Source organism: Shewanella sp. SM95 (genome assembly GCF_025653595.1).
Taxonomy (GTDB): domain Bacteria; phylum Pseudomonadota; class Gammaproteobacteria; order Enterobacterales; family Shewanellaceae; genus Shewanella; species Shewanella oncorhynchi.
Window position 1 is genome coordinate 67132 of sequence record NZ_JAKKSE010000015.1, and the last position, 20236, is coordinate 87367.

14 protein-coding genes are annotated in these 20236 nt (G+C 42.4%); 6 read left to right on the forward strand and 8 right to left on the reverse strand.

The window, feature by feature from the left end; translation table 11 throughout:
* Positions 1-237 precede the first annotated feature (237 nt).
* From L5M29_RS15840 to L5M29_RS15850, 3 genes are read left to right on the forward strand one after another with little or no spacing between them, the layout of a single operon-like run.
* Complete coding sequence (locus tag L5M29_RS15840; protein ID WP_263168689.1) at positions 238-2361, forward strand: AAA family ATPase; 2124 nt, start codon at positions 238-240, stop codon at positions 2359-2361.
* Positions 2362-2371: 10 nt separating this feature from the next.
* Positions 2372-4030 carry a VWA domain-containing protein gene (locus tag L5M29_RS15845; protein WP_263168691.1) on the forward strand — a complete coding sequence of 553 codons (1659 nt, stop codon included), beginning with the start codon at positions 2372-2374 and terminating at the stop codon, positions 4028-4030.
* Positions 4031-4053: 23 nt separating this feature from the next.
* Positions 4054-4935 (forward strand): hypothetical protein, encoded by an 882-nt coding sequence (locus L5M29_RS15850; RefSeq protein ID WP_263168694.1) that lies wholly within the window; start codon positions 4054-4056, stop codon positions 4933-4935.
* Between the two features lie 316 nt (positions 4936-5251).
* Here the strand turns inward: L5M29_RS15850 and yjjG are convergent, their stop codons facing one another.
* Entirely contained in the window at positions 5252-5932 is a 681-nt protein-coding gene (gene yjjG, locus L5M29_RS15855) for a pyrimidine 5'-nucleotidase (protein WP_263168696.1), read from the reverse strand.
* Between the two features lie 295 nt (positions 5933-6227).
* Here yjjG and L5M29_RS15860 point away from each other — a divergent pair, with 295 nt between their 5' ends.
* Positions 6228-7127, forward strand: a complete 900-nt coding sequence (locus L5M29_RS15860) for a LysR family transcriptional regulator (protein ID WP_263168697.1) — start codon at positions 6228-6230, stop codon at positions 7125-7127.
* A gap of 165 nt (positions 7128-7292) precedes the next feature.
* A complete protein-coding gene (locus L5M29_RS15865) occupies positions 7293-7652 on the forward strand; it encodes a hypothetical protein (protein ID WP_263168699.1) in 360 nt (119 codons plus the stop codon).
* On the opposite strand, the gene L5M29_RS15870 is transcribed toward L5M29_RS15865, so the two are convergent.
* The 4 genes from L5M29_RS15870 to L5M29_RS15885 form a co-directional block, all read right to left on the reverse strand.
* Positions 7635-9962, reverse strand: a complete 2328-nt coding sequence (locus L5M29_RS15870) for a restriction endonuclease-like protein (RefSeq protein WP_263168700.1) — start codon at positions 9960-9962, stop codon at positions 7635-7637. The two genes, L5M29_RS15865 and L5M29_RS15870, sit on opposite strands and share 18 nt — an antisense overlap.
* 33 nt (positions 9963-9995) lie before the next feature.
* Positions 9996-11858, reverse strand: coding sequence for an McrB family protein (locus L5M29_RS15875; protein WP_263168702.1), 1863 nt, complete (start codon positions 11856-11858; stop codon positions 9996-9998).
* 9 nt (positions 11859-11867) lie between these two features.
* Complete coding sequence (locus L5M29_RS15880) at positions 11868-13118, reverse strand: DNA cytosine methyltransferase (RefSeq protein WP_263168704.1); 1251 nt, start codon at positions 13116-13118, stop codon at positions 11868-11870.
* A 665-nt stretch (positions 13119-13783) separates the two neighbouring features.
* Positions 13784-14905: a Fic family protein gene (locus L5M29_RS15885; RefSeq protein WP_263168706.1), complete on the reverse strand. Its 1122-nt coding sequence runs from the start codon at positions 14903-14905 to the stop codon at positions 13784-13786.
* 429 nt (positions 14906-15334) lie between these two features.
* Between L5M29_RS15885 and L5M29_RS15890 the strand changes: the two genes are divergently transcribed.
* Positions 15335-16168 (forward strand): sulfotransferase, encoded by an 834-nt coding sequence (locus L5M29_RS15890; RefSeq protein ID WP_263168708.1) that lies wholly within the window; start codon positions 15335-15337, stop codon positions 16166-16168.
* A gap of 48 nt (positions 16169-16216) precedes the next feature.
* On the opposite strand, the gene L5M29_RS15895 is transcribed toward L5M29_RS15890, so the two are convergent.
* From L5M29_RS15895 to L5M29_RS15905, 3 genes are all read right to left on the reverse strand, one after another.
* Entirely contained in the window at positions 16217-17281 is a 1065-nt protein-coding gene (locus L5M29_RS15895) for a phosphotransferase enzyme family protein (protein ID WP_212600297.1), read from the reverse strand.
* On the reverse strand, positions 17274-18146 hold the full coding sequence (locus tag L5M29_RS15900; RefSeq protein ID WP_263168710.1) for an NTP transferase domain-containing protein: 873 nt from the start codon (positions 18144-18146) through the stop codon (positions 17274-17276). The genes L5M29_RS15895 and L5M29_RS15900 overlap by 8 nt, the downstream gene beginning before the upstream one ends.
* 166 nt (positions 18147-18312) lie before the next feature.
* Positions 18313-20025 (reverse strand): hypothetical protein, encoded by a 1713-nt coding sequence (locus L5M29_RS15905; RefSeq protein ID WP_263168711.1) that lies wholly within the window; start codon positions 20023-20025, stop codon positions 18313-18315.
* Positions 20026-20236 lie beyond the last annotated feature (211 nt).

Below are 20236 nucleotides of genomic sequence, written 5' to 3' on the forward strand. Positions count from 1 at the left end.
ATATTCAAGCGAATGAGGCTGTCCTGTAAAAGGCTACAGCCAAGCCGCTTTTCTATTCGTCCAAAAAGTAGTGAACTGAGTAATCAAGACCTCCAACTCGTAAAACCTGTAAATGGTTGTTTAGCAAGGTATTAAATAAGATTGGCCACTGGTCGATATTTGTTGCCCGTGTTAGCATCGTCAATACAAAACAGTTAAATCCCCATTTTTTGTTTTCATTACATGGATGTCATTGATATGACAAAGATAAAAGCCAAATTAGCATTACTTTTAGAGCAACTTAATCATGGATTAGTTGACCGTGAAGCGACAATGAAATCAGCTTTACTTTCCATCCTAGCGGGCGAAAACATCTTGTTGATTGGCCCTCCTGGCACCGCAAAAAGCCTTGTAGCTAGACGCATATCTAAAATTTTTAATGAAAATAATCTAGCAGATACAACAACCTACTTTGAATATCTGTTAACTAAGTTTTCTACACCTGAAGAAATATTTGGCCCTCTCTCAATAAGCGAGTTAAAAGCTGACCGATTTAAGCGTAATACAGATGGGTATTTACCTTCGGTGAAAATAGCCTTTCTGGACGAAGTGTTTAAAGCCAGCTCATCCATTCTCAATGCACTCCTCACCATCATGAATGAGCGTATTTATCATAATGGTACTGAAGCAGTAAAAGTCCCGTTGAGAGCATTAATCGCTGCATCAAATGAACTACCTACAGGGCAAGAAGAGCTTAGTGCTCTCTACGATAGATTTTTAATCAGAAGCTTTGTTGATTATATTAGTGCTAATAAGTTACTGCACTTTTTTGATTTAATTGAAGAAGTAGAAATTCAGGACCCGCTCACCCAAGAAGATTTAAATTGGCTGAATGATACCATTAAAAACATCACTATTTCTGCTGAAATTAGAAAGGCCATATTAGAAATCTGGGAAAAACATAAAGACACTTTTAAAGAAGACCGCCGTGAAGTATTGTCAGATCGTCGTTTTACCAAAGTTATCAAGTTACTCCGAGTATCTGCCGCAACCAATGACCGAAGTGAAGTAGATCTTTCTGATTTATTACTCCTTAAAGATTGTTTATGGAATCATCCGGATAATGCTGAAAAAATACGAAAAATAGTCCTAGAGGCATTAAAGTTACATAATTTTTTAGGAGAGAAAAAGAATAACCCCAAAAGTATAGATAGAGAAGAAACCAAAAAAACTCTACCACCAAGTAATATAAATATAATAAAAGGGTATAAAGGTTGCGGTACTGAAAGTGATCCATTATTGATTCACAACCCTGATGAATTGCTAGGGTTATTACGTCCTGAGATTGGTCTGAAAGGCTATTATTTTAAGCAAACAAAAGACATTGACTGTACGGACTTCAATACCTGGACTCCGATTTCATTAATAGGCCACTATGACGGCGGACTTAATCTCGTTAAAGGAAATGATGCAGCACTTTTTCTGGAAATAACGTCATCATCCAGTGTGAAGGAATTAACTTTGCTCGGGATGGCGTTGACAGAAAACATTAAAGAAAGCAAGGTGAAAAACTGTAAAACAAATCAAAAAATGGTAATGAATAATGCTATATCTTGTGAGTTTGAATCATCAGAAAGTATCAAAAACTTTATTGGAGGTGATGCGAGAGATTGTCATTTTAATACTTGCAGAACGGGATCAAGCTTAATCGGGGAATTTGCTGATAATTGCTTTATTACACAGTGCCTAACAGGTTCATTTCTAATCGAACAAAGTGATGACTTGCTAACCAATAGTATTAGAGGATGCAAAATTTCAGACTGTTTAATACTAGTTGACTATCAATATAATTATTGCGAGTCTCCGGCTAAGTGCGGTTTAGCTTATACTCTCGATGGCTGTGAAGTCACACGCTGCTTGGTCACGGGGAAATTAAGGCGTCCTAACGAACTAGGAGGGGATTGGCATTTCAATGGATTAGCAGATGAACTTTGTTGTAGCCAAATTACAGCTTGCGCCCTAGGCCCTGTAGAGATAAGTGACAATATACAAATTAACTCAGGTATATATAGCTCTTTAGACTATAGAAGTATCGTAAATTCTAATGCCTCTATTGATAGTGTTGAAATATACAACAGAAAAAATGATCTTGATGGCAAGGATGGAAGAGCTGTCTCAGCCACGCAATTTAACCAATATTTCTTTGAGCACACCTTAAATTGGGACTTTGAACAAGTATGGCAATGGGATGAAGACACTAACTTACCATTTCTACGAAAAGTTGGTATCAATGCTGAAATTTTATCGAACTCTGAAAGCGGGAGCGCAATTAGCAACTTAGATTTACTCACTATTCAGGTCAAAGCCAATATTTGGCTATAAAGGAGCTGCAATGCTTAATGCTGTTTATGACACGCTTAACTGCCTGTATAATATGCGAAAAGCCAATTTTTCGATTGTCGTAAAGGCAATTAAGTATTTTGTCGATAGCACATTTAGAGACTCCATTATCCCTGTGCCAGGAAGTGCTTTGTATTGCGACTTATGGGTCGCAATAGAGCATTCTGGCATTTATGTCGATGATGGGAAGATATCTAATATCATCGTCGATGGTATAGCGGAAAGCTCTGTTAGTTATAGTGACGCAGCCGATTTTACATCTAAGAGTACATTAGGCCGTAAAATTTATGTTTCCTGTAATAAATATGGTGCTGTTGGGCATTCAAGCGTGGCTCATGGAGCAGATCTTCATATTAGTGAGAGAGCCTTTTATGGCCTTGTGTTTAAAAACTGCCATCAGTTTTCGGCTAAATGTGTAAATTATGCTGACCAAGTGCTACAAGACAGTAGCCTTATAGAAAAGGGCTTTAGTGCTATCACATCGCTAGTGCCAATTGAAACATGGGAACCGACCCTCGCAGAGCTTAAAAATACCGCACGCAAGCAATTAGGCGCGACGAAGTGGCGCTTATGGGATTGGGACAACTCTCTAGCTAAAAATCCAGTGACTGAACCTGATTGGCCAACACAAGAACAGTATTTCCAACATCTGCCGCTGAATGAAAAAAGTATTGAACTTATCCGCTCTGAACTCAATGAGCTACAAGATTACCAAAGCGAATTGGAAGACGAAAATATACCTCAACACATCACAAACAAGCTAACTTCACTCAATAGCACTCTGACGCAGATTTCTGATAAATACGAGGAGGTTAAAGAGTTTCTAGCTAAATGCCCAGGCGCTAATTTTTCCTATACAGACATTATTAATAGTCAGGATGATTTCACTGTATTAGCTAGACTATTACATGATAATCAACGAATTAAAGACCTTGCTCATAAAATGGGGCGAATCTATATTTCGGAAGAGAAAAAGAAAGCGACTAAAATCCCAGAGGCGAGTAAAAACGAAGTTCATGGTACTCATAGAAGCAATGATTTGATGCGAATGCTCCCAAGTGAGCTGGTAAACCTTGAAGATGAAACGTTAGAAGTACTGTTTTATGCAAGACTGTTGGAACACAACTTACTAACTTACGAACTTCAAGGCGTCACTTATATTAATGGTGAAGAGCAACAAACTAGTCAAAAAAGAACGGGCCCAGTTGTGGCTTGTTTAGATACTTCGGGCAGCATGGCTGGTGCGCCATTATTAAAAGCTAAAGCCTCATTGCTGGCCATAGCGAACATTCTCAAGCAAGAGCAACGATCACTCCATGTACTGCTTTTTGGCTCAAATGGTGAGTTAAAAGAGTTTTCAATGAATGAAGTAAACAACTCGTCTGGTTTACTGAGCTTCTTACAACAAAGTTTTGGTGGCGGCACTGATTTTGAGACACCATTAAAACGTGCGTTGGAAATAATCAAGAATGATGAAGACTTTATTAAGGCAGATATCCTGATGATTTCTGATGGCGACTGCATTTTATCGACAGAATTTATTGGTTCCCTAGATACTGAGAAAAATCTGTTAGATTGTTCTATCTACTCAGTATTATGCGATGGGAAAAGGGTCGAAGATAATTTCAGTGATGAGATTATTCTGTTGTAGGTTAATTTTTAAGAGGCGCTGCCATGGATCTCGATTGCATTCCAACTATTGAATCACTGCTAGAGCAAAACGCCATCTGCTTTACTGGGCGTCCGGATTTAATTGACCGCTATCTGGTTTTAATGGATTTAATAATACCAATAGAAACGATGGCACTGCTTGATGAAATAGGCAGCCCTTTCAAATCTTTTGAGTGGAATTCGTATCACATTTACGGCTCTGAAACGAAGAACAGCAAAGTGAGAGAGTCTCCAACACTAGATTGCAATGACCTTTCTCTAAAGGGTTCGATTACGTTACCTAATAGACCTATTTATACCGTTCATCTTGATGAGGATTTCATCGTAACAGCACATGTCCGGTGTAATAATGGTTATTTTGATAAGCTAATCCACCACAAAATTGGCGTGAACCCTAAAAGGTTAACGCACAGTCTAAAAGCGGTAACGCGGGCAATAGACCAGTCACCAGCATTCTTTATCTGCACTAAGTGCAATAAATTAATTGATGCCAATTTTAAGTCTCAAGATGGAACGGCCACATGTGCCTACAGCGCTTGCGGCAGGTTTGTGGAACAACACTTTGATGTTCTATCCGATAAAGTCACAAGCTCCTTATATAATAAAGATATAAGTATCGATATATTTGACGATTACATAGCCATCTCCATTGGTTTAATCACTTGGCCGCATCCGCATGAACCGAGCTTTGAATGGGTTATTCAACGGAAAATGGCTCTTAGTTCTACACCGCGACAGGTTAAGTCTGCAGCAAAAGCTATCCACGATAGTAAGATTGCCCGTGGAAAGTGTAAGCACTGTAATGAGTCTATGAATGCAGGGCATATGTTCGATGATGATATCTGCCAAAGTTGTGCTACGGGCGTATATGGGGTTGTTTATTAGAACCTATATATTAAGCCGCATTATTTAGAATCAAGCATGTTAACGACAACAAAGTGGTTACTAAATCGGTTACTAAAACCAAAAAACAAACGTAAAAATATAATCAAATTATTGATTTTAAATAAAATAAAATTACCAATCAACATTCAGATCCAAAACGTAGAGTGATGATAGTTAACGTGTTTTAGATACCAAAAAGCCCTTAATATAAGGGCTTTTTGTATTTTATGACACTGAGAGAATATCAGTTAAAGCACTCACTCTGATTCACTAATATCGAGTGCGAAGTGCTGAGCGAGGCTCAGTGAACAATTGTTTACGGTAACAGGATTTTTTGCAGCTCTTGGTGCGAGCTCACTTGATAGTGCGGGACGATACCGGCGGGCACATCGTGGCCGTGGACGTTATACCAACAAGTATGAATACCGGCATTGATGCCGCCTTGGATATCTGAATGCGGGTTATCGCCGACCATGAGCACAGCATCGCGCTCAGGATGGCCCATGAGTTCGAAGGCGTGCTCGAAGATACCTACATCGGGTTTAGCTATGCCGACTTTTTCTGAAATCACTAAAATATCAAAATGATGCTGCAAGCCTGTACGCTCTAATCGCACGGTTTGTAGTTCAGTGAAACCGTTGGTGATGATGCCTAGTTTAGCTTTACCTTGCAGCGCGGCTAATAACTCGCGAGCACCAGGTAGCGGCGAACAAATTTCGGCCATTGCTGATAAAAATGCACTATTGAGCGTCATGGCCGTGACAGATAATTTGGCTGCCCAAGGTTCGAAACGTATGGTTTGCAACTCGGCGGCAGTTATCTTGCCATCTTGATAATCAACCCAAAGTGGTTTGTTAACTAACTGATACTCGTCAAAATCGGCTTGGGTAAAATCGACCCCAAACTCACTAAACATCAACTTAAGCCCTTTTAAAGCATCGAAATAAAATAGGGTTTCATCGGCATCGAACAAAATCCATTGGTAAGGCAAGGACATAGGAACTCTCTTTCTGACAAAATAGCTAAGACCCATCCCATGCCGTTCAGTGGCATAGAGAATGGTACATCGGCGATTGCGGCAACACTGTGGCTAACTACCTAGCAGTAATCAAGATAAGCGATAAACATGAGCGATGAGAGTGAAAATAACTAGGCTTCACAGTCGACACCCGCAATCAGCAAGTGCATTAGTCTACCTTGCATCAAGGGCGATGATAACCACGATAATAAAAACTGACTGTTGAGGTATCATCAACAATAATGGCAGGGGAACGCGATAATCTAAGGACACCATGGAGCACTTTTCAGCACTACCTATCTTTGTCACTGTAGTGGAATGCGGTAGCTTTTCGCTGGCCAGTCAAAAGCTTGGACTAAGTAAATCGGCTGTGAGTAAACGCATTACCCTATTAGAACAAAGTCTGGGTATTCAACTTTTGCACCGTACCACTCGCAGCTTAAGTCTTACCGAAGCGGGCGCCCGCTATTTTGACTATGTTCGTCCTGCCGTTAAACTCGCAGCAGACGGCTTGGACGCCATTTCTGAGCTACAACAAGCGCCTCAGGGCAGTCTGCGCATCGCAGTTCCTATGGTATTTGGCCGCTTACATATCGCCCCTTTAATCCCCGAGTTTCTGCGCCGTTACCCGAAAATACAGCTGCAAATGCAGATGGATGATAAGACAACCGATTTAATTGCTGGCGGATTCGATCTGGCAATTCGCATCGGCGAGCTACCAGATTCCAGCCTGATTGCCCGTAAAATCGCCCCTTGTTTAAGTGTCATTTGCGCCTCACCCGAGTATCTTGCTCGCCACGCTGCGCCACAAACGCCGCAGCAACTCAGCCAACATAACTGTTTGTTCTACTCATATTTTCGTGATGGTGTTGAATGGACCTTCTTAAGCCCGCAGGGCCCCACTCGCATCCAGCCACTCGGCAATTACCAAGTTAATAATAGTGACGCTATCCACCAAGCCACACTCGATGGTCTAGGCATAGCCAACCTGCCCCGTTTCATGGTCGACGCCGACTTACAAGAAGGCCGCCTACAAGCCTTGCTCACAGACCATCCCCTCCCCGAACATGGCATTTATGCGGTTTATCCACAGCGAAAACATTTGCCGACTAAGGTGAGTGTATTGATAGCGTTTTTGATGGAGTTGTTAGTAAAGAGATTGGGCAATGATTAGATAGGGTTAACGATAAAAACAGCTTTAAAAAAGGGTTATAACGAATACAACCACAAAGCTAAAAAAGACTAACTTAAAACGGACTTAAGCCAAATAAAACAGCACATTAAACAGCCTACTCAACTATAATGATAGTCAGTCTAGCTGACTATTTAAGGCAGAAATATGAGCGCTTATCATCAAACATTTGGCTATGAATTTGATCTTGGTTTCGACCTGAGCCAATACCCATTCCTTATCGACAAAAACTATCAAAATGACATGTGTCCAAGCTTTTATTTCAAGCTAAAAAGCGACTACTTTATTCTTTGGGTAGACTATGCCAACCCCATCTGTCGCGAAGAAGATTATCCCCGCTACACCATCATTTCGGCCGTAAATGACGGCGACAATCTACACCCAGAAATCCGTACCGCTTCTCAGCCAACACTGCAGCTTGAATTCGAACAACCCAGTGAACTGATTGATTATCTAGAGCAGATAAAACTGCAACTGAATGCCAATGTATTACCAATTCAAGTCTAGGTCGGTATAGAGCTGATAAGCTTCTTTCACATCATCCCAGTGGCTAATTTGTTGCAAATACTCTGCTTTAGTAAGCTTAAATTGAAAGTTTTCAGAATACGGTTTTACGATTGGCGTTGTTAACACTTCAGGCTCACCAACAAAATCAAACACCCAATAATGGTGATTGTCATTACTGAGCTTTCCAGTTAACTGCCGATCAATATCATGCCTTGGTAGTAACTTTACATTCGCAACACGATATAGAAATTTACCCAATTGATTTGGGTCTGATGGATTAACACGTACTGTCAGTAACAGGTAGCGAACTTCACGCACAATATTGCGATGAACATTCTGCCGATTAGTCGCCAAAAGCTGAGTATGGTAGCCCAACAATTTACCTGTATTTGCCTGCGTTAAATAGCTAGCATCACGTCCAATCTCATTTATCGGCGCCACCATTGTCAACCCATAGTGACGAACCAAATTGCCGCCATATGGCGCTATCCGTGCTGAGTCCTCAACAAAGTAATAATCATTTGATCGAGGATCCGGGTAACTTGCTTTGACACCTAACTTATTCGTTAAGTAGCTTAGCAACCATTGATTGTGCGAATTTGATGATTCCGCAGATGGTAATAAAGCAAATGCACCAATACCAATCTCTTTAATAGCCTCATCGTAAGGATTTTGCTGAGTAGTTTGGTCGAAAAAACCAGGATACAAAGCAAATGCTCCCATTACAGGACGGCTTTTTAGCGGCCTTTCATTCGCCATTGTTTGCTGATGAATAATCGCGTCACGATAACGGTGCATTTGATTAATAGCATCTTCAGGGACACCATCTTGCTGAGTCAAAGGTTTGGTATCGATACGATATTTAGCATCGAAAAGGATAAAAAATGACTCATTGTTAGACAGTGTCACCCGTAACACGATATCGGGTCGCTGATTTGCCAACCAAGTACGATTCACTTCACCTTTTGGTGTGAATGATGGCTCATGGGCTAACTCAATTGTCATACCATCGCTTTGGCGAAAATAGACAAATGCGGCCGCCATTTCATCATCACGAAACTGCCGCTCAAACTGAACTTGCTTTAAACGACTCAGTTTATGCTCTTTTTCAACAAAGCCTAATGCCTCAATAATCGATTTTACCTCTAAAAAACACCACACCTCATAAATATCAGCAACTGACTTAATCGATAACAGTGCATCTCCATTTGTTTGATTCAGATAATGTTTAAGTTGCTGCCAAACTTTATACACTTTCGAATATCCAGCTCCTTGCTGTAGCACCTTCGATTCGGAGCTTTGTCCTTCAAACTGTCCGACTTCTTGCCACAACTGATGTTTTGAAAATTTACCGATTTGATCTTGCCAATCCTGCAAACTTTGACAAAAAGATACTGATGCTTTGGCGTCAAATTTAGCCAAGGCTTGAATAAATTGTGATAGGTTAATTTTAGTTCGCTTTAACACCATTTTGATAAAGCGGTTTTCAGGTGTATCAACATTTAAACGCTGATGACTAATACGCATACGAGTCGATAAGCGTTTGGACTCAATTAACTCCTTAGCATGCTCTTGTTGTTTAGCGTTCAGTTTTTTGTTTATACGGTCTAATTTTTGCTGCACCGTAAACGACTGTAAGCGATTGTGAGGTGCATATAAAATCCGCTTTAAACCTTGTTCAAACTCATCCTTTAAGCGTTCAAATTGAGCTAACCAAAACAACTCAAACTTCTCGGGCTGCTTTATCGATTGTCCCTGTGATTGAGTTGTTTTACTGCTAATGGCATAGCGCCACAGAGGATAAACCGTATCAATTTGCTGGTTCATCAAACCTAAATCTTGGCTCTGAACCATTTTGGTCGCCAATACTGTAAATTCCACTGGCACGGATTTACGCACACTGCTAACTGTGTAGTTAATCTTAAAAACGCATCTACCTACATCATTACCAAAATTGATCATGGCCTGTAATACGCCACTTCTTGGGCTGACAGTAAAGCTTTCTTCGATTAAACGATATTTATGGCTAACCAATGCAGAGTCAGGCTCAACATGATCCGAAAACGCCACTTCAAACCAATACTGGCGGTTTTCAAAAAAGAACGGTCGACGAAGCTCATCACCGGTATCAATCAGCACAGGCTTACCATCAACCAAAACAGCAATTTCTTCGTCAACTGGTTGTGCAAGTCCTCGTTGAGCATAAGTATGAGCTAACTTTTTTCTTGGGACACCTAACTCTTCACAAGAAACGTAAAGCTCAAAATCACAGTGCTTAAAACAGATAGTTTCGCGGTTATTTTTAGCCATTATTTATTACCACCTAAAAATAAACTGCGCGATTTAAGGCCAAAAAGAAGTAAAGCCACGAGCTAACAACTGATTCATCCTGGCTAACTTTGCACGCGAACGACATGGTATTGAAATCACATCGTCAGGAAAACCACGTTTCTCGCGAAGTAAATCCGGTCGTTCTTGATCCCAGATAACAGCCAATTGCGATTCCAATACAGAACTTAACTGTTCTAAAATATTTTGTCCCGCACTCCCCATTAACTTGTCATCATCCCCTTCGATGCGCGGCAACACTTTACACATTAAGAAGTCATCGAATACAGCGGCTAACTCAATATCATCTTTAGGGGCAAAACTGATTACCGCTAAACACAGCTCATTAAAAGCACGATACGCCAACTCAAAAGGCGTATTTTTTAGCACGCTATTCATGGTATTGAAGAATGCTTTAGTTTTAACGGCATCACTATCAGCGGCTACTGTCTCAAATTGCTCAAATTTAGCGTGACTAAATAATGGATAACTCAAGGCTTTAGGCTTTAGAGTTTCATCAAAAAATTCCTCAACGGCGTTGGGGAAGAACTCACCAAAATCGAAGCTTAAGGCACGATCAATCACCTTACGAGAAAAACCATGAGTAGTTTCATCCATGTTAACCGTACCGGCTACAATTAGGTTAAATGGTATTGCAATACCATGATTTATAAAATATTTCCACAGATCATCATGATCTTTTAATCCTAGATCTTGTTGTAACTTAGTTAGTGCAGGTTCTTTAAGTTGCTCAAATACATCCTTCTTCAACAAGGGGTCGCAACTATATTCACCGTCTTTCCATTCCCGAGTTTCAATGACAGATAAATAATCTGCGAAATATTGTTCCACCGGAGCAAGGTTCATTTCATCCAGACACAGCCAAAATGGACTAATCTGAGAAAAAGGTTTCTGTGACCAGCTATCTGCATCAACATTCTCAACGATATTCAACCACGCCTTAACCATAAACTTTAAGACGTTAGTCACCACGTATTCAACGCCATCACTATTTAAACGTGAAATATAGCCCAATAAATCGCTAGGCTCATGCCAGTCTGGTCGCACTGATACTAACTCAAAATTAGTTTTACCATCGCCACTATACTGCGCTTGTTTTCGTACAAAACGGCTTTTACCAGTTCCCGAGATACCCGCAAGAAGGAGGAACGGCTTAGATAGCTTCTGAAAAGTATTTGCCGGTAAATCCATTCGAGAACCGTTATACAACACACCTTCTTTTACTATATTATCAGGCTTAAAAACTGAATATGTTTGGACGAGCTTATTGTAAACAGAAGGGTTAGCACTCAGGTCAAAAACAAGACGTCCGAAGATACTAGATGATACATCGGGTAAATTAATTTCCTTTAATATAACTGAACCAAAACAATCTTTAGACCCTCTTCCCTCTCCTTGATCATTAATCAATCTTTTTGAGCCAAGACGGAACTCAGAACTGTCTTTATCTAAAAACTTAGCAAAAAGAACAATATCAGCATCATTTTCAAAAGCATCGCTTATTTCCACATTGGATCTAATATATTCCTCAATCTGTTCACTATTACCAAGCAACTGACTAACATATGGTTTCAGACGATCGTATATTTCAAAATATTTATATAACTCTATTGCTAGCACATGCATTTTTGCAGCAAAAACAAAATATTGATTAGGAATAAGGGCATAATTAGCAGGTTTATCTGCCTTTGCTTTATCAGTAATTGCATATGAAGTATAGAAGTTAAATCCATAGCCCAGTTTTCCCATTTCCGCAGCTAAGCTTTCTTGAGCATCTTTTGATAATTTATAATCAGCTAAACTCGTCTCAAATACTAAAGGCTTTTCTATGGAAATTGTATTTAGAGGCTTCAACATATTGTTCCCTTAATTAATGTTTCTTACTAACTGAAGTGCTACTGCAGTTATAACATCGACTGTAACACTATTACCAAACTGCTTATATGCCTGCACTTTAGAGTCACTTGGTTCAAATTCTTCTGGGAACCCTTGTAATCTTGCCGCTTCTCTAGGACTAATTTTTCTAGGGTTTTTATTGCCCTGGTCAATTAAAATTTCACTACCGTCTTTATAATATCTTGCAGAAATTGTATTTGTATAAGCTGAATCTACCGAAACTAAACCATACCCAAAACCTTTACCGTTTATCTTATTCTGCACTTTTCGGCGTTGGTGGCCTTCCCAAAGACGATCAGAAATAGTTAAACTCTCATCAGGTTCGACATCTAATATATCACCAACTCTTGTGTCGACATTGATTGCTTTTGGATATTCAAACTTCTCAAGTTCACCATCTTTCCAAAGAACAATATAGATTCTTTGTCGATTTTGAGGTATGCCAAAATCGACTGATTTCAATACCATTTCTTTGGCCAGAGTTTGAATCTCTTTAGTCGTACCATGCTCAATGATTTCTCTTGGAATATTACAGCTATAACCTATTCTAGTAAGAGTTTTTAACACGACTTTAAGGGTGTAGCCTTTATCATGACTGATAAGACCTTTCACATTCTCAAGCAAAGCAAACCTAGGCTTTTTCTTTTCAATAATTTTGGCAATATCATGAAATAATGTTCCTCTTGTATCCTCGATACCGAGCTTTAAACCCGCATGAGAAAAAGGCTGGCAAGGAAACCCAGCAAGTAATACATCATGATCAGGAATTTCTTCAGGCGAAATAAGTGTTATGTCCCCAAAAGGAAACTCACCGTGATTTTTTTTGTATGTTAATTGCGCATGCTTATCAAATTCAGACGAAAAGACACATGCCCCCCCTGCCTGCTGAAAACCTAGCCTTACACCACCAATGCCAGCAAATAGGTCAATAAAACGAAACACAGCATCTTTTGCAGGTTTGAGCTTCAAGTCAACGAAAATCGCCTCATAGAAAGATTCTCGATTCACATATAAATCATTAACTTGCAGTGCTGAAATAACCGATAATTTCAGTTTATTCGAATTAGTAACTGATTGGTTACAGTAAAAATCGCTATTGGTAGCTATGGCATGTAACCACTGATCAACAACAGCTTCAATCGTTGAACCATCTGGCACATGTGGTTCCGCTATTGGCCTGATCAATTCTGCTGCTTGTTGTATATTCGTTTTACTTTTCATTATTCACTACTAAAAATTCTTGATGAATGACTTTGGGACGCAGCTTTGTCTTTATCTTCGTACTCTGCAACTCAACCAATTTATGTTTGCTCAATGTGTTCAATGCCCGTTACACATAACTCACAGTCAGCCTTGTTAATCTCCTACATTCAGTAATCGATTGTAGCTACTGCACTATCACTTTTGATAGGTATCTGTTTTCAATTGAAAGCATATTCGCCACTGACTGCAACAAACCAAATATTCATTTGCGAATCAAAAACCTCTTAACCATGCATGCCGAGCAGCGATCTAGAAGCAAGCTTGCAACCCACAGGATGGGAGCCATGACGAGCCGAATACCAAAAAATGAGATATGCCTGTGGGCAGGCATCTTATCAGCCCGAGATTATTGAGCAAACAAAACTAACTTAATTCTGCTCCCTATTTCCCACTCGGCAATAAGTACCTTGTACTTCGGCCGCCGACGTCGGCTTTGGGCCAGTATCTATCTCAAATGTCTATTAAGCGATTGGTTCTACTGGCTAACAGATATGCGCGAAGGCTAACAGGATTAGGCACTCGCATGGAAGTGACCATCCGTGACAGGACGTCACGGTTGAGCATCCAGGGATGGACTTGCTGCGAGTCACTGGAATGCAAGTGCTTGATAGCATGCCTAACCCTTATCGTTTCAAACTGAGTGGCAATAAGTACCTCGTACTTCGCCCGCCGGCGTCGGCTTTAACTAAAAACCGCTGTTCAACCATTTGCGCAAGATGACGAGTAGCGGTGGCGCGGCTCACCTTAGCGACTTTTTGATACTGGCTACTATTAATCCCTAACTCAAAATCGCCGTCTAACATGCAATTGAGTACTTTGGCTTGCTCTTGACTCAATAAAGATTGGTCGACACTTTGCCAATACTGAGTTTTCGACAGCGTTCTGCTCACATCTGCCATCGCATTGAGTAAGCAATCATTGAGGGTCTCAAAAAACCATACTAACCAAGGAGTAATATCGACATCCCCCCTTTGAGTGGACTCTAAAATGTCATAGTAAGTTTGGCGACGGGCAAGAATACTGACCGACATAGCGTAAAAACGAATCGAGCGTTTCTCCGCTTGCGCCAAAGCTAAATCAGTCAATAAACGCGTGATGCGCCCATTACCATCATCAAGTGGATGAAGAGTAACAAACCAAAGATGTGTTATCGCCGCACGGATAAGCGGATCTAAAACCTGCGCTTGCCGTGAAGCATTAAACCATTCGATAAACTGCGAGAGTTCAGCATCCAATGCCGCTCTAGAGGGTGCCTCAAAATGTACTGTTGGTTTATCAATGCGGCCAGAGACAACCTGCATAGGTGTATCGCCACGCAGCGCTCCGCCAATAACAGGGTTAAACAGCGTATAACCCTGGGGAAATAACTGTTTATGCCAGCCCAATATCCGTTCAAGGGTTAACTCTGTATCTAAATTTTTTAAGGCATCGAGCATAATGTCAGCCAAACCATCGGTTTGCGCTGTTGTCGGATACGGTGTATCTTCAGTCACGCCAAGTTTTTTAGCTAAGGATGAGCGCACCGAAGCCGCATTGAGCTTTTCACCTTCAATGGCACTGGAATGGATAATGTTAGCGAGTAAGGTGTCGAGTGCAGCGTCTGACGTTAATAGGCTATCGTCGTGACTTAGCATTTGCTTGCCAAGCAACTGGCCCTGATTGAAATAGACCTGACGCAGCAAGGCATCAATGCTGCTGGTGTTCCAATGAAACTTAGGCCAATCGGCTTGCTGCCAAATCCACATATCTACCCCATGAGTCGAATAACAAGCCTATTCTACTCACATAATGAGGCGATTAACAAACCTATTCGACTCACTTTATGAGTCGAATAGCACTAATAATCGCCTCATCAATACCAACATGGCTATGCAATGCAGAGAAATGAGCCTTGTTGGTAATCCGGGAGCTCTGTTTCTAAGCCTTGCGGTCAGCCACTTGCTATTATTGTGCAGCTACAGTGCAGCTATCATACAACTTAGTGGCGCCTTTACTGTGGTGCATTGGCGTTGCGCGTGACTTTTATGTATAGCCACCGACAAATATGTATAGCCACCGACAAAGCCTTCGCGCTGAGATATAATACCGCCGCTGATTTGACACGCCAATGTGAAACGCCGAGGTGAAAACTTACGGCTTTACCGCACCGCTGACACACATTCTGAGCCTAACCTATGCCTGATAACGCCAACAATTCACCAACCTCTACTCACGTACAATGTACTGCTAATGCACAGCGTATCGGCAATGTTCAACCTACTGGTCATTCACCGATTGCGACGCCAGATGCAATGCATCCAGTCCAGTCGAATGCGTTCAGTGACGAACAGATAAAGGTGAAAAAGCAGAAAGTCTTTATCATAGGTTTACCACGCACGGGCACCACGAGTGTGAGTGTGGCGCTATTGGAGCAAGGGCTAAAAGTGGCGCACATGGCCTTTACTAAGCAGGCGTTTATGCTGGCCGACGCCGTGTCCGACACGCCTTGTTTCAGCGATTATCAGCAGTTGGATTTATTATTTCCCGAGGCAGTGTTTGTCTATCTCGACCGCGATATCAATACTTGGTTGCCTTCGATGCAGATGTTACTTGGTAAAATGGCACCCCATTTAGATGAAAAAACGGGCCGCTTCCATCCAATATTAAAGCGCAGTTTTAGGCATACTTTCGCCATAGATAAAGTGGCGGAACCTGCCAGCAGTGAGCACTTAATTGCCTGTTATCAAAAGCATCAGCAAGAAGTGTTCGCTTACTTTAGTGGGCGGGAAGACTTTATTTCAATCGATGTGAGCCATGCAGGAAGCTTGAGTCAGTTACTGCAATTTTTGGGAATGGAAGCAAACGCGGAGAATAGCGATGTCGCATTAAGTTTAAGCGAGCCACTGAGTTTCCCTAAACTTAACGTGGGCCGCAACGTAGCAAGTTGGGGCGAATATAAACACCCCAACAAGGTCAACACCAATAGCGCAGGCCCACAAAGCCGTAAGTTTTTCGACTACACGCTTTAACATTGACTCAGTACACAGATACCAATGCACAGATATCCAAGCGCTGAATTAGAAGTTAGCTTTAAGCACAGTCTCTTGGTCGAGCAAGCTTTGGTACAAGGTAAACTGGTTGGCGGCGCGGTCTAAATTATGGCCTTCGCGGTGAATGTGGAAATACACATCACCGTTAAGATAATCCGTTAAAAAACGCACACCTATCATCAAACAAATCACCCGAGCACCGAGCCACAGACTGCGCTTTTCGTCTTCCGTTAAAACGTCACCCAACTCGCTCAAGTAGCCACGGCAAATCGCGGCGAAGATGTCTTGGCGCACTTGGACTTTATCCAAGGCCGTAGAGTCTTCCTCCTCTGGCGAGCAGAAAGTGCGTACCATGTCGCCAAAGTCATACATAAGATGACCTTTCATACAGGTATCTAAATCGATAATCGCCATGCTGGACATGTCGCGTTTATCAAAAAGCATGTTATTGATTTTAGTGTCGTTATGACAAATTCGTAGCGGCAGCTTTGGCGATATTTCTGCAAGTTCATCCAGCAAAGCCTGCTGAGATAACGCGTAATCAACCCAATGACGGCAGAGCGCTAAGCGATGTTGACTATCGAGTTCAGCGGCCTGCTTTAGTAAGGCCATGCGTCCCGGTAAATGGTGAAATTGGGGGATCACATCTTCAAGCTCTGTCGCATCAAAATCACTCAAGGCAGAGGCAAAATGCCCAAAGGCCTTGGCCGCCATTTCCGCTTCTTGTTCCGACTTAACCACTTCAATGCTAAGACTATGGGGCAAGTAACTGATCGCGCGCCAAAATCCTTGCTCGCCTAAATCGATAGCCAGCTCACCCTCTTGGGTTAAACATGGGCTAACGACTTTAAGGCCGTATTGTTGCTGCAATGACTTAGCGCATAAATGATGGCTAATTTTATCGGCATTGCAGACCAAAGCGTTGGGTGTTTTAAATACCTCAGTGTTAATTCGCTGCAATACCAATTCGCCCGCAGGCCAACGCACTAAAAGGGTGTCATTGATGTGGCCATTACCGAGGGCAGAAATTTTCGCCTCGGCAGATTCAATACCAAAATGAGGCAACACTGACTGCCTGATGAGTTTAATCACTCAATAACTCCGTTAATTTTTGTTTTACCCAGACAGTGTCCTGCGGATAAGTCACGCCAAGCCATGGCTCACAGGCAACATCGACATACACAGGCAAACCTTGCTCAATTCCCGCTTGTACTATGGCGGGTAAATAGCATTCAGACTTAGGTTGTTGCCCCTGTTGCCCGATAAATTCGGTTAATTCACGTTTAATAACATCAAATATGTTTGGGGAGAAGCCCCAGCATGTCATAGAGACCAAGGAGTGCGCCGGCAAATTAGCATGACCCTGCGGGCCATCACCCATTAAGTGGCCAGCTTGCTCGGCGATATTGAGCCATTCGGCGACCGATTTAAGCTGACCATTTTCAACCTGACACAAACCACGATTAACGCCACCGTGTTCCGACAACGTGAGTTCTATGGGATAGGCCACCATCATCCACTCAGTTGGCCTAGTGCTTAAGCCTTTGGCTAAGGAAGCAAAAGCGCTATCACCATAAAAATCATCGGCATTGATAACGGCCATTGGCCCTTTAACGAGATGGCGCGCACTCCAGAGTGCATGGGCCGTGCCCCAAGGTTTAAGCCTGTGGCTAAGATCCGCCAACTGCGCCGCTTCGGGTAAATCCGTTAAGACTTGATAGCAAAAATGATATTCAAAATCGGCTGGCAAAAATCGTGTCAGGATCTCAGTTAATTCACTTTCTAATTCTGGGCGGATCACCAGCACAGCACGCTGAAAACCACTGCGAATGGCCGACATGATTGATAGCACCAACATGGGTTCACCCGCGGGGCCGAGTGCCGCCAATTGCTTATCGCCGCCGAAACGACTACCTAGCCCCGCAGCCATAATGACTAAGGTCAATTCTGTATTCATGCTGGATTGATATATTCAGTTCAAATTTAAAGGTGTTTCCCCAAACCGCAGCGACCTAAACAACCTAAAGTACGGTTTGAGAAAAAGAGGAGCAAAAGTGTAATCTACCCCTCTAATTGTGACTAGCATTTAAGCAGAATTTTTATCGACTTAGCTGCAGACTTTTTTAACGAGCAATATAATCGCCAAAGGTGCGATTTTGTTCCAATATCGCTTGGCTGCCCTTAAGACTGAACTTATAACCACACAGGCTAATATTACCTCGACGGGCGAGATCAATAATGATGGCCTGAGTATCGAGTGGTGAGAATCGCGCCTCTGAAGCGGAATCCGCTTTCAGATCCACAGTCACAGGGCGATAGTCAGTGCCATTGTTAAAGGATAAGACGCTGCAAGTTTTATCTCCCTTTGCCGTCGCTAAGGACCACAGATTTTGTGCTTTACCTTTCTCACCGAGCCAACGCATGATCAAGATGTCATCCTCCAGCGCCACAGAAAAACCGTCCGGTAACGCGAGCGTCACCCGCTCACCCGCATAGGGCGCAATCGCGTTAACCGTGACAACTTCTGCACCATCACCTGTCTCAGAGTCGCCATTTGGCCAAAGGCCCCACACCAAGGCAATCAAGAGCACCACGCCACAGCCAATTCCTGCTGGGCGCCAATAACGGCGTTCCACTTTCGGCAGTTTAATCTTAGGCAACACCAAGAAACGCTTTAGTGGCGCCAAAAACTCAAATAAACCGCGAAATAGCTCAGTCATCGAACCAGAATCTTTTGCTTCGGCGCGGCGCTGACGCACTTCTTCGGCATGATCTCTATCGTTAAAGCTGTCAGGCTCGTCATCTTCTTCGGCGGTAAAACGCCAACCGGGTGCAGCACTACGCTCGGCAGGATCTAATTGCGCCGCAGTAAAGTCGACATGTTTCAAATTAACATTGTCCACATCGACATCGACCAACTCAATGTGGGTCTGTTCAACGCGGCTAGTATTAGCAGGACGGAAATCTGCATGGCTGTCTGGTATCACAAAATCGGCAGGATTCTGCGTCATTCGAGTTAACGCATCAAAGCGCAGCTCATCTTGACGCAACGCCTCTCGCTCTGCCTCCGCCGCGCTAACACTCGGCTCAACCCTCGCCGATGTTAAAACAGATTCAACATGGTTCGATAAATCGACCTCTGGCTCAGACACAGTCTCAGCGCTAATGGTTTGGGCATGAAGCTGCTCAACATGCGGCTCATGCCTTTCAGCTTGAGGTTGTGCTTGAATATGAGAGGTAGATTTTGCCGATTGTCTTACGGCAACGTCTTGATCAACAATAGGTTTAGGGTCAATGATGTTAGGATCTATGGCAGTTTTAGATGCCATGGCTTTAGGGTCTATAGTTTTAGGATCTACGATTTTAGGATCTATGGTTTTAGGTGCGATGGTTTTAGGAACGATAGTCGGTTCCACACGGCGCCTAGGCATGGCCTGTGATGTTGGTGCATCCAGCTCAGGACCGAAATAACCGTAGCGATAATCCACTATCGTTGGTGCAGGAAAGCGCCAGCCCCAAAATGTCAGTCCCGCGGCTAACACTAAACTCAATCCAATTAAGGCAATATGCACACCGGCCGCTAACAGGCCGATAAAAATTATTAACGGCAATAGAAATACGCCAATCAAGCCTTTTGACTTATCGGCATCGGCCAAACGACGCAAACTGGTGAGCCCTAATAAAGGTAGACCCAACAATGCCAGCAAATACATCAGAAAATTAGCCCCAAAAGCAGCGGCTGCAAATGCAATACAGACGTAAACGCCAACACTGATTGCGACAAAACGGGGACGAGAATCACGCCCGTGAAGGCAGAAAAGAGATTTTAACAGCACGACCCTTCCTTTATTGTTGTAAAAACGAGATACAAAAAGACACTCATTGCCTTATTCGCACGAGCGTAACCAATTTACCCGCAATTGTCAGTGCCTACGACCCAAGTCGGATAAAAATGCACATAATATCGAAGTAAATCTAAAATAGGCTTAAATTGCCAGCCAACAAGCCCTAGTATTTCTATGGTCAAAATCGGTATAATACTCGGCT